The sequence below is a fragment of the Flavobacterium sp. W20_MBD1_R3 genome (assembly GCF_052119725.1).
In the GTDB taxonomy this organism is placed as follows: Bacteria; Bacteroidota; Bacteroidia; order Flavobacteriales; family Flavobacteriaceae; genus Flavobacterium.
Genome location: NZ_JBGQOR010000005.1, coordinates 150,050 through 163,061, shown reverse-complemented (window position 1 = coordinate 163,061; position 13,012 = coordinate 150,050). Strand labels below are relative to the sequence as shown.

The 13,012-nt window shown below is 35.7% G+C and carries 7 protein-coding genes; 2 read left to right on the top strand and 5 right to left on the bottom strand.

Features of this window, described 5'->3' with window-relative positions; translation table 11 throughout:
* Nucleotides 1-109: 109 nt before the first annotated feature.
* The 5 genes from ACEN2F_RS09490 to ACEN2F_RS09470 form a co-directional block, all read right to left on the bottom strand.
* Nucleotides 110-1,987, bottom strand: a complete 1,878-nt coding sequence (locus ACEN2F_RS09490; protein ID WP_441738308.1) for a glycoside hydrolase family 13 protein — start codon at nucleotides 1,985-1,987, stop codon at nucleotides 110-112.
* A gap of 214 nt (nucleotides 1,988-2,201) precedes the next feature.
* Nucleotides 2,202-4,508 (bottom strand): glycoside hydrolase family 65 protein, encoded by a 2,307-nt coding sequence (locus tag ACEN2F_RS09485; RefSeq protein ID WP_441738306.1) that lies wholly within the window; start codon nucleotides 4,506-4,508, stop codon nucleotides 2,202-2,204.
* Nucleotides 4,509-4,608: 100 nt separating this feature from the next.
* Entirely contained in the window at nucleotides 4,609-5,265 is a 657-nt protein-coding gene (pgmB, locus tag ACEN2F_RS09480) for a beta-phosphoglucomutase (RefSeq protein ID WP_441738304.1), read from the bottom strand.
* 2 nt (nucleotides 5,266-5,267) lie between these two features.
* Entirely contained in the window at nucleotides 5,268-6,629 is a 1,362-nt protein-coding gene (locus ACEN2F_RS09475) for an MFS transporter (RefSeq protein WP_441738301.1), read from the bottom strand.
* 247 nt (nucleotides 6,630-6,876) lie between these two features.
* Complete coding sequence (locus tag ACEN2F_RS09470; protein WP_441738298.1) at nucleotides 6,877-7,899, bottom strand: LacI family DNA-binding transcriptional regulator; 1,023 nt, start codon at nucleotides 7,897-7,899, stop codon at nucleotides 6,877-6,879.
* 233 nt (nucleotides 7,900-8,132) lie between these two features.
* On the opposite strand from ACEN2F_RS09470, the gene ACEN2F_RS09465 reads away from it, so the two are divergent.
* The gene (locus ACEN2F_RS09465; protein ID WP_441738295.1) at nucleotides 8,133-11,108 is read left to right on the top strand and encodes a SusC/RagA family TonB-linked outer membrane protein; all 2,976 of its coding nucleotides are present in this window, start codon (nucleotides 8,133-8,135) and stop codon (nucleotides 11,106-11,108) included.
* A 43-nt stretch (nucleotides 11,109-11,151) separates the two neighbouring features.
* Nucleotides 11,152-12,999, top strand: a complete 1,848-nt coding sequence (locus tag ACEN2F_RS09460) for a RagB/SusD family nutrient uptake outer membrane protein (RefSeq protein ID WP_441738292.1) — start codon at nucleotides 11,152-11,154, stop codon at nucleotides 12,997-12,999.
* Nucleotides 13,000-13,012: the final 13 nt, after the last annotated feature.

The following is a 13,012-nucleotide window of genomic DNA, read 5'->3' as shown; positions in this document are numbered from 1 at the left end:
TTTCTAAATCGAATAATTATTATATGCGGTGACTAGTTTTCAATAACACGAAATGTATCTGCCATTCTTTTCAGTGAGTTCTCTGGATTCTTGTATTTTAGAGCGGGAATTACTTTAGCTCTAAAATTAAAACAGATTTAGGTTCGATTATTATTTCGTTCGTCACATCAAAGGTGAGTTCAGAAATGACATCTTTTCCAGTCTTAAAGTCTTTGATGTTTTCTTTGAAACGTTTGGTGTTTACCGTTTTGGTCTCGTTGCTGTTGTTCATCAAAACCATTACCGTTTCATTTGCGTTGTATCTAAAATATATATAAGTATTATTCTCTGGAATGTAATGGGTCATTTTTCCGGAATGAATCGCCGCTTTTGTTTTTCTCCATTGGAACAATTTAGCGGTAAAATCAAAATACTCATTTTGTCCCGGAGTTCTTCCTTCCTTCGTAAAAGCATTGTTTTTGTCGCCTTCCCAGCCGCCAGGGAAATCAAGCCGAATAGCTGCATCACCTTTGTCCTTGTCACCAGCCATGCCTATTTCGCTGCCGTAATACAATTGTGGGATTCCACGAGTGGTCGCCATCAAAGTCATGGCCATTTTGTATTTTCTGATGTCGTTGCCGTAGGTTTGATTGATTCGATTGGTATCATGATTTTCGACAAAAATCAATAAATTATTGCTGTTTGGATACAAAAAATCATTGGTAAAATTATCATAGAGTTTTACCAACCCTTTGTCCCAAGAGCCATCATCTTCATTGAAAACCTTCGTGGCTGCCTCATATAATGTAAAATCCATAACGCTGGGCAAATACGAATTGTAATCTTGTATTGCAGCAATTTTACTGTCTTTTTGCCAATATGCCATTTGTGCTTGACTTTGCATCCAGACTTCACCTACAATATTAAAATTTGGGTATTCATCTGTCACTGATTTGGTCCATTTTGCGATTCCTTGCGGGTCTGAATAGTTATAGGTGTCAACTCTGAAACCGTCTAAGTCAGCGTACTCAATCCACCAAATGGCGTTTTGAATCAAATATTTTAAAGTCAAAGGATTTTTTAAATTTAAATCGGGCATCGATGGAACAAACCAACCGTCTATCGTGATTTTTTTGTCAATTTCTGAAGCATTTGTATCATGTATAACCGATCTTTTATGATTGGTTTGCGTGTAGGTTTCAAATTGATTGATCCATTCTTTTGTAGGTAAATCTTTCATCATCCAATGTTCAATTCCCCAATGATTTGTCACATAATCCATCACTAGTTTTAGGTCTCTTTTATGCATTTCAGCTGCTAATCGAACATAATCAGCATTAGTTCCAAAACGGGGATCTATTTTATACACATCAGATTGGCCGTAGGTATGATACGAATACTTAGCATCGTTATCCTCACAAAGCGGAGTACTCCAAATGGTTGTTGCGCCTAGTTCTGCTATGTAATCCAGATTTTTTATAATTCCTTCAATATCGCCACCGTGTCTCCCTCCGGGTAATTCTCTGTTGTATTTTTCTTGTGTTGAATTTTGACTGTCGTTGGTTCTGTTTCCATTGGCAAAGCGATCGGGCATCAGCAAATACATCATATCCGAAGAGTCAAAGCTTTTGCGTAGCGCTGAGTTTTCTCTTCTTTTTCGTAAAGAATATTTATGTGTAAAGGTTTCTTTGTTTTTACTTTTAAAAGTAAACACTAAATCAGATGCTGCTACTTTTTTAGTGTCGATTGTAACAAAAATATAGTTGGGGTTTTCTGTTCTTTTTACGTTGGTTATTTTTATGCCATTAGAAACCGTAACCTGATTTTGAGCAATGTCTTTGCCATAAAAAAGAATTTGCAGTTCTGGATTGTGCATTCCTGCATACCAAAAAGGCGGTTCAATTTTGTCGATTTGAGCGTTTACAGTTAAAGACATAAAAAAAAGGAATAAGGTTATTTTTTTTAGAAAGCTCCTGCTTATGAACGGAAATTGATCTGTTTTATTCATTGTAACTATTTTTTTTGTGTCATTTCATTTTTTGTAAGCTTCAAATGAAGCTAATTTATGTTTAGAAATGACTGTTTTAGTAATTTGATAGCCACTCTTTTTTAATGTAGGAGTAGGTATCAATTGAACAATCCCAATAAATATCGGGATTGTCAGTTAGCCGAGTAAGGCTTGTGTTCAAATGTTAGAATTAACTACAAGTTCTAGCAAATGTTTAGTTTATGGTGACTACGTTTTTAGTAGTCACAACAACATTCTTGCCATTTACTACGATTTGTAGTTCTTTATCCCCAACAATTGAGAATGTAGTTTCTTTAGGATTAATCGCTACTTTCAAAATTTGATTTCTGAAATTGATTTTAAAGGAATACCCTTCCCATTCTTTTGGAATTTTTGGAGAAAAATGAAGTGTGTCGTCCTTGATTCTCATTCCGCCAAAACCTTCTACAATGCTCATCCAGGTTCCAGCCATAGAGGTAATATGACAGCCTTCTTCGACTTCCTTATTATAGTCATCTAAATCCAAACGCGACGTTCTCAAATAGAAAGTATAGGCCATATCCATTTTGTCCAATAAAGCGGCTTGAATGGAGTGTACACAAGGTGAAAGGGAACTCTCATGAACCGTAAAGGATTCATAAAATTCAAAATTATTTTTCAATTCTTCTTTCGAAAAATGATTTTCGAAGAAATAGAAACATTGTAAAACATCGGCTTGTTTGATATAAGGCGAACGCAAAATTCTATCCCAAGACCATTTTTGATTGATTGGTCTTTGGCTTTTGTCCAAATCAGCTACGCGAACTAAATCCTTATCCAAGAAACCGTCTTGCTGTAAATATACATTGTGTTCTTCTGAAAAAGGGAAGTACATATGATCTGAAACTTTTTTCCAAGATTGTAATTCGGAATCTGAGATTTTTACTTTTTCGGTAATTCTTTTGTGGTCAACAGGATATTCCAGGGATACTTTCTGAATTTGTTCGTAGGTATATTCCAAACACCATTTTGCAATATAATTGGTGTAGAAATTATTGTTTACGTTGTTCTCGTATTCGTTTGGACCCGTAACTCCAAGAATTACGTATTGGTTCAAATTAGTAGAAAAATTCGCTCTTTGATGCCAAAAACGCGCAATTCCTATTAATACTTCCAACCCTTTTTCAGGAATGTAGCTGTAATCTCCTGTGTATCTGTAAAAGTTATAAATGGCAAATGCAATGGCTCCGTTTCTATGAATTTCTTCAAAAGTAATCTCCCATTCGTTATGACATTCTTCGCCATTCATGGTTACCATTGGATACAAAGCAGCGCCATTAGTAAATCCTAATTTAGCAGCATTTTCAATGGCTTTGTCCAATTGATTGTAGCGGTACGTCAGTAAGTTTCGAGCCACTTCTTGGTCTTTCGTCGCCATGTAAAACGGAATGCAATACGCTTCAGTATCCCAATAGGTAGATCCGCCGTATTTTTCGCCAGTGAATCCTTTTGGTCCAATATTCAATCGGGAATCTTTTCCTAAATACGTTTGGTTCAACTGGAAAATATTGAAACGAATTCCTTGTTGTGCTTTGACGTCGCCATCGATTGTAATATCTGACATTTCCCAAATTTTTGCCCAAGCATCAATCTGGTCCTGTAACATTTGGTCATATCCTACTGATAAAGCGGATTGAATCACTTTTTCGGCAGCAGTAATGGTGTTTTCATGGTTTAAGGAAACCGTGTAACCTCCAATTTTTTGTATAGAAGATTTTTGGCCTTGAGCCACAATTACATCATAGCTAAACTGAATTTTATCAGTAGTTGCATCAATATTAGAAGGAGAAATTCCTGTTTTCTCACCATTTCTTAAAATGGTGTTTTGCATAAAAGTGGTAGCCTTGAAATGTGTTTTGAACGTTTGAGCCGTTACAAATGCTTCATTTCCTGATTTTTTTACATCAAGAGGTTCCCAGAATTTTTCCTCCCAGTTCGCATCTTCATTCGTTACACCAGCATCGACATAGGGTTTGTATACAATTTTGGAATCTTTGTTTAAAGGAGTGATTTCATAATTGATAACCCCAACTTCGTCTAAGACGATAGAAAGAAACCGGCGAATGCTCACTGCAATTTCAGTCCCGTTTTTTAAAGTAGCTTCAAAAGAACGATGGTACCAACCTTCTTTCATATTCAATTCACGACGAAAATTTTTGACTTCGGAACAAGTATTCAAATCCAGTTTTTCACCATTGATTTCAATGTCGATACCAATCCAGTTGGGTGCATTCAAAACTTTGGCAAAATATTCTGGATATCCATTTTTCCACCAGCCCACTTTGGTTTTGTCAGGATAATAGATTCCGGCAATGTAACTTCCCTGAAATGTTTCGCCGCTATAATTTTCTTCAAAATTAGCACGTTGTCCCATAGCGCCGTTGCCAATGCTGAACAGACTTTCAGATGATTTAACGCGTTCGGCATCAAAACCTTCTTCTATGATGGACCAATTATCTGGTTTTATATAATCTTGATTCATTCTTTGCTTTTGTTTAAAGTTTAAAAAGTTTAACGTTTTAGAGGTTTAAAATTGTTGCAAATTATCACAGCTTATTTAATCTCTTTTTTCTTGTTTCTTTTTATTTGCTAATTAATTCTTCTATGAATTGGGTATTTATAGCGGTAAAGTCTTTAAATATGTATTTTGCTTCATGCAAAGTTGATGCTTCACCAATTCCTATGCTGGTCATATTACCAATATTCGCCGCTTGAACTCCCGCCACTGAATCTTCAAAAACGATTGAATTTTCTGGAGTAGTGTTCAATAATTTTGCAGCCATCAGGAATACTTCAGGATCCGGTTTGGCATTGGTCACATCATTTCCATCTACAACAGCATCAAAATAATGTCTGATTCCCGTTTTTTCCAAAATAGGACGTGCATTTTTGCTGGCTGAACCCAAAGCGATGGGTTGGTTTTTTTCTTTTAAATACTGCAACATCGTTAGAACGCCGGGCAGTAGTTCGCTTTGATCCATGTCTACCAAATACGTCAGGTATTCTTCATTTTTCTGAATCAGCCATTTGTTTTTGTCTTCTTGTGATGCGGTTACTTTTCCTAATTCTAATATGATATCTAAGGAGCGCACCCGGCTTACTCCTTTTAATAATTCGTTGTTTTCGAGTGTAAATTCGATATTCAATTCATTTGCGATTTTTTGCCATGCTAAATAATGGTATTTAGCCGTGTCAACAATCACTCCGTCTAGGTCGAATATAAATGCTTTTGTGTTCATTGTTATTTTTTTATTTGGTCGTCAACATCTTGTACTTTTACTACTAAAATAGCTGCAATCAAGAAACTGACGCCACTAGTGACTAATGCAAATATGGCATTGTCATTGTATACATATTTAACTAATGGTCCGCCAATTAAGGCATTGATAATTTGTGGGATAACGATAAAGAAGTTGAAAATACCCATGTAAACGCCCATTTTCATAGGAGATATTGATCCTGCTAATATGGCATACGGCATAGATAAAATACTTGCCCAAGCAATACCAACAGCAACCATCGATAAGATAAGCCAGTCTTCATTGGGTACAAAATAGATCGAGATTAAACCAAGACCTCCAATAATGAGTGAGATGGAGTGCGTTAATTTTCTTCCGAATTTTTTTGCAATGTAGGGTAAGGCAAAGGCGTAGAAAGCAGATACTAAATTGTAAATACCAAACAGTACTCCAACCCAGTCCCCTGCGTTTTGATAACCCTCACTTTTGCTATCACTAATAGGTAAGCCATAAATATGGTGGGCTATGGCTGGAGTGGTAAAAACCCACATTCCGAAAAGGCCAAACCAAGAGAAAAATTGCACCCAGCTTAATTGTCGCATCGTGGTAGGCATTTTTCTGAAATCATCAAAAATGTCCAGTAAACTGGATTCTTTTGGTTTTGCATCCGTCACTTTAGTTTTCTGATGCGCCATTTCGTCCTCAAATTGTAGTAATTCTTCTGGCGAATACTCTTTTGTTGTAAAGATGGAAACCAAGATAGAACCTATCAGAATTGCAGCTCCAATTATAAAGGATAAAATCAGGTGCATAGGTACACCGCCATTCTCATCTCTATTTGAAACGCCAAAATAATTCGTTAATACATAAGGTAATAATGAACCAATAACGGCACCAAAACCAATTAATGCAGTTTGAACGCTAAATCCAAGGGTTCTTTGGTCCGTTCTTAAATTATCTCCCACTAAAGCCCTGAAAGGTTCCATGGCAATGTTGAAAGAAGCATCCATAATCATCAGCATTCCAGCACCAACCCATAAAGCAGGCAGAAAAGCAATGAAAATCTCGGCTTGAGGCATTAGTATTAAACCAATAGAGGCTAATAAAGCGCCCACTAAAAAGAATGGTTTTCTTCTTCCGAATTTGCCCCACGTTTTATCACTATAATGACCTATAATGGGTTGTACAATAAGTCCCATCAACGGTGCAATGATCCAAAACCAGGATAATTCATGAACATCGGCGCCAAAAATCTGGAGGATTCTACTGGCATTAGCATTTTGCAGTGCAAAACCCATTTGTATTCCTAAGAAACCAAAACTCATGTTCCAGATTTGCCAGAAACTTAATCTACGCTTTTCCATTATCGTAATTTAAATATTAATACGATAAGCGCTATGCTTATCAAAACTCATCTTATTTTTCGAAGTAAAAGTTAAAGTTTTGAGGGGTAAATATAAAAATATATTTCAAACTTTTGTTTTTGAGAAAGAAATATTCTAGAACTTTTTTCACTACAAGGTTGTAGTACTGAATATAATACAGTTATTTTTAAAATTAGCCGTAGTTTTCAGTCGCACTTTTCTTAAGCCAACTGAAAACTTATAAAATCTAATTTGTAGATTCTCTTTCTATCAAATGCGTTTCAATGACTTCGGTTTTGTAATTTTCATCTTCTTCATCTTCTTTAGATTCGAGTCGGTCAATTAACATTTTTGCCGCTTTATTTCCCATTTTGATACCGTTTTGACTGACGGTGGTTATACTAGGTGTAGAATATTTAGAGATTATACCATCTGTAAAGGCTATAACGGCAAGGTCTTTAGGGACATTTAATCCTATTTTACTGGCGGTTTTAATTATCGTCACTGCAAAAAGTTCGTTTACTGCAAAAACAGCATCAATTGCTTTGTCTTCCAACAGTTTTCCAATGGTAATTTCACAGGTATCAATGTCTTCAATTTTGATGATAAGGTTTTCATTAAAAGGTATTCCGTTGTCCAGAAGTGCTTTTGTGTAGCCGTCAGTGCGAAGTTTTCCTACACTTACGTAATCAACGGTGGTCACTAAGGCAATTTTTTTTCTTCCCTTGTCAATCAAACTTTGAACGGCTTCATACGCTGCAGATTGATCGTCTATGATGACTTTGTCGCAAAGGATATCGTTAGTAACTCTATCAAACATGACAACAGGCATTCCTTGATTGATGACTTCTGTAATATGGTGAAAATCGCCTTTGAATTGTGTTTCTTTAGAGAGCGACATGATAAAGCCGTCAATACTGCCGTTAGCCAGCATCTCCATGTTTAGGACTTCTTTATCAAAGGAGTCGTCTGACAAACAAATGATTACGCTGTATCCGTTTTCATTAGCCACTTGTTCAATTCCATTAATGACCGTCGAGAAAAAGTGATGTACAATTTCCGGAATGATGATTCCTATGGTTTTGGTTTTTCGGTTTTTTAGGCTTAGTGCAATATTATTGGGCTTGTAGTTATAAAATTTGGCGAAAGCCTGCACTTTAAGTCTGGTTTCTTCCCCTATTTCGAGGCTGTTTCGAAGAGATTTTGAAACGGTAGAAATAGAAACGTCTAATTCTTTTGCAATTTGTTTAAGCGTTATTTTCCTTTTCATGTACAGAAGTGGTAAAAATTTATTTCGTAATAAAGGTAAAATTTAATTTTACAAATGGTAATTAAACGCGTTAAAATTTAAATAAAACAGAAAGTTTTCAACACTATTACGTTTTCGTAACCCAATTAAAAAGACCTATTGTCGGGAGTGCCAAAATTTACATAAATTTAACATTCGAAGTAATAGTTACACTTGAAAATTCAAGAAAAATTCAATTAAATTAAACAAAACGTATGAAAACAATTTATAAAAAGTTGTTAATTTTAGTACTGTTGATTCCTTTCAGTGTTCTGGCTCAGAATACTGTTGGCGGAACCGTTGTTGACAAAGTGTCAGGACAGCCAATCCCGGGAGTTAACATAAATGTACAAGGCACTGCCAATGGTGTTTCTACTGATTTTGATGGTAAATTTCAGTTGTCTAATGTAAAAAGTGGCAACAAAATCGTATTCTCTTATATTGGATACAAAGATGTGATGGTGAGTTATAGTACTCAAAATGTATTAAACGTATCTTTAGAAGAAGATGCTAACCAATTGCAAGAAGTTGTGGTTCAAGTGGGTTACGGTACTGTTAAGAAAAAAGATGCCACAGGAGCTGTAGCGGTAATTTCTACAAAAGATTTTAATCAAGGGTTGACAGTTACTCCTGAAAGTTTAATTAACGGTCGTATTGCGGGTGTTAATGTAACAGGCGGTGGTGCTCCTGGAGCAAAAGCAGATATTCGTATTCGAGGTGGATCTTCTTTAAGTGCTTCTAACGATCCTTTGATTGTTATAGATGGACTTCCTTTGAGTAATGCCACTCCAAATGGGGCTACCAGTGTTTTATCTACAATAAATCCTAGTGATATTGAGTCTTTCACGGTTCTTAAAGATGCTTCTGCGGCTGCTATTTATGGTTCCAGAGCGGCTAATGGTGTAATTGTTATTACTACCAAAAAAGGAGCCAGAGGTGGCGTTAAAGTTTCGTTTAACTCCCAAGTAGGTGTAAATACGATTGATAGAAAGATTGACGCATTAAGTGCTGATCAATTTCGTGCCTTAGTTAATGAAAAGGGAAACGATGCTCAAAAAGCGAAATTAGGAACGGCTAATACCAATTGGCAAGACGAGATTTTCAGTACTGTTTTGACTACAAATAACAATATATCTGCAAGTGGTTCTTTATTTAATAAGTTACCAGCTAGAATTTCGGTAGGAAACACTAGCAATCCAGGAATATTGAATAACACCAGTTTTGAAAGATCAACTGTTTCCTTGTCTTTGAATCCTGTTTTCCTTGATAATCATTTGAAAATTGACATCAGTGGAAATTTGTCCTTTGGTAAAAATAGATTTCAAGATGAAGGTCGAGTTATTGGTGCTGCAGTAGGTTTTGATCCTACGCAATCCGTTTATCAAGAGGGTTCTCGTTATGGAGGCTATTTTGAATGGCTGGAACCTAACGGAAATGTGAATTTATTAGCGGCCAAAAATCCAGTTGCTTTATTGAATCAAACTAATAACAGATCGACTTCAACAAGAAAATGGGGAAATGTAAGATTGGATTATAAATTGCATTTCTTTGAAGATTTAAGAGCTGTAGTTGAATTAGGGATTGATCGATTTGACGGAAGCGGTTTTACAGATGTTAGCACAGCAAGTATTACAGGGTTTCAACCAAGTAGTTTTAGTACAGGCAACTGGTCTAACCTTGGAGATTATAAAAGTTATACCGATGCACGCCAAAACAAAAACTTAAATGCTTATTTTAATTATGTTAAAGAGGTAGGGAAGTTTAAAGTAGATGCAACCGCAGGTTATAACTACCAATTATTTCAAAGAGAAGGTTATGTAAGTGGAGACACCAGAAGACCAACTCCTTTAGAAGATGTGCAAACGGATCCGGATATCAATTTACAATCGTATTTTGGTCGATTGATTTTAAATTTTGATAGCAAGTATTTGTTGACTATTAATCACAGACGCGATGGATCTTCCCGTTTTTCTAAAGAAAACAGATGGGCTGATTTCTCAGGAGCAGCTTTAGCATGGAATGTTTCAGAAGAATCTTTTCTAAAAGATAACAATACTTTATCGAATCTGAAATTAAGAGTAGGTTATGGTCAAACTGGACAACAAGATATTGATGCTTCCTATGATTATTTAAGAAGAGTAACCCTGGGAACTATTAATTCGCAGTATATTTTTGGAAACACTATTTATCCAGTGGCCAGAACGGAAGGGTACAATGAAAATGTAAAATGGGAAGAAATAACAGAAACGAATATTGGTCTAGATTACGGTTTATTTAACGATAGAATTACAGGTTCTGTAAACTATTTTAATAAAAAATCCAATGATCTTCTTGCCTTTATCGCTTATCCTGATGGAGCCAATTTAAGAAATGCAGGTTTTGCAAATATTGGAAGTGTGTTAACCAAAGGTGTTGAATTTAGTATCGAATCAGATATTGTTAAAACCGAAAATTTAAATTGGAATTTAGCATTTAATACAACCTACATCAACCAGAAAGTTTCTGATTTAGGAATTACAGTTCCGGGATTTGAAGGTTACCTTACTGGTGATAATATTGTAGGAGGAACCGGAAACAAAGTTTTAATAAACTCCGTGGGATTTGCTCCAAATTCATTCTACGTTTACGAACAGTTATATGATGCGAACAAAAGACCAATTCAAGGTGCTTATGTAGATCGAAATGGGGATGGAACTATCGATAATTCAGACCGTTACCGATTTAACAAACCAGCAGCTGATTACTCTTTTGGATTATTCAGTACGTTTAACTACAAGAATCTTGATTTTGTTATGAACTGGAGAGCTAATTTAGGAAACTACATTTTTGATAATGTAAGTTCTTCCAAAGGCTATTTAGATGAAGCTCTAAGAAGAGACACCGATTTAGCAAATATCACTACAGATTATTATAATACTGGATTTACATTTGAAGATAACGGAACACAACGGTATTATTCTGATTATTTTGTAAAAGATGCTTCTTTCATCAAATTAGATAATGTTACCATTGGGTACACACTAGATAAATCAATTCTAAAAGCAGTTTCACTACGATTTTCAGCAGGGGTTCAAAATGTGTTGACTTTAACCAAGTATGACGGTTTAGATCCTGAAAAATTTAATGGGATCGATGGGAATATTTACCCAAGAGCAAGAACTTTTTTGTTTGGGGTAAATGCAAACTTTTAAGTCGGAATATTATATTGAAAACAAAATTTAAAAATTAAACAAAATGAAAATATCATTTAAATATATATCTTATTTTCTCCTATTAATTTTAGGATTAAATATGACCCTTATATCTTGTACGCAAGACTTAGAGGTAACACCCAAAGATGATGATGAGTTTTTGTCTGAAACCTTCTTTTCGGATCCAGCTTCTTACAAACAGGTATTAGCTAAATTATATTCCGGCCTATATGTGGGAGGAAACGATGGTGATGGAAATGCTGATATTTCAGGTATTGGTGGTGATTTTAGCAGCTATTTACGATTGCTGTTTATAATGCAGGAAGTTACTACTGATGAAGCAATTATTGGTTGGGCTGATGGAGCATTGCCTACGATGAACACGCAAAAGTGGTCGTCTAATAATGAGTTTTTATACGGAATTTATTCAAGAGCTTTTTATGAAATTAGTATTGCCAATGAGTTTTTAAGACAAACCACAGAGGAAAAATTAACGGCAAGAGGTGTTGATGCTTCTCTAAAGACAGAAATTGCTACTTTTAGAGCCGAAGCTCGATTTTTAAGAGCTTTTTCTTATACGCAACTGATGGACTTGTTTGGGAATGTACCAATCACTACCGAAAACGATGCAGTAGGATTTTATTATCCAGAACAAAAAACCAGAGCAGAAGTATTTGCTTATATTGAAAGCGAATTAATTGCTATTGATGCTGATTTAGCTGCTTCTAAATCTAATGAGTATGGAAGAATTGATAAAACAGCTGCTAAATTTTTATTAGCACAAATTTATTTAAATTCAGAAGTGTACACTGGAAACAAAAAATATACGGAATCAGCTACCTTAAGTAATGAAATTATTACCGCTTCCGGATATACATTTGCAGAGGTTCCTTACGAATTCTTGTTTGCTGCGGATAACAATAGAAATGGTGCGCAAACCGAAACTATTTTTCCAGTAGTTGGAGATGGAAACGCGATCAGAGCCATTGGAGGAGGAATGAGTTTTATTCTTCATGCTGCTATTGGCGGTAGCATGGATGCAGCCGCACAAGGAATGGATGGCGGATGGGCAGGAAACAGAACCAGAAGAGAGTTTGTTTCTAGTTTTGGAGAGCCAAATGGAGAATTCGAATTTTATAGAACCAAGTCTAAAAATTTAGCTACTCGTACAGGAATTTTAGTCAATGAGAATGGATTGGCTTTTGATTCAAATGATTTAGCAGAAGATCAATCCGGTTATGACTCCAGCAAAACGTATTCGTTTAGTTTAACCGATGGTACGATTACAACAAATGGTGTTGTGGTTGCGGCTCCAACAGGAAATGCGGTCAATAAACCAGATTTATTAGGAATGCAAATTACATGGGCTGATAGTCGTATTTCTACTTATACTCCAGGTCAAACTTTGGATATTGCTAATGTGGCAACTTTTACTAATGGTTATGCGTTAACGAAATATTCAAATGTAAATTCAGATGGATCTTTGGCACAAAGAAATGATATGCCTGACACTGATTTTCCTATGTTTAGATTGTCCGATGTTTACTTGATGTATGCCGAGGCAACTCTTAGAGGCGCTACAAGTGGAAATGCAGCTACTGCTCTTACTTATGTAAATAAAATAAGAAACAGAGCGAATGCTTCACCAATTGTTGCTGGTAATTTAACTCTTGACTTTATTCTTGATGAAAGAGGTAGAGAGTTGTACTGGGAATGTCACCGTAGAACAGATTTAATTCGTTTTGGTAAATTCTCAGGTGGGGATAAAATTTGGCAATGGAAAGGTGGTGTTCAAAATGGAACTGCTACTTCTTCCTTCCGCAATTTAATGCCAATTCCAGCCACTGCAATACAAGCAAATCCAACATTGAAACAAAATACGGGCTACTAAATTATTAAAAATC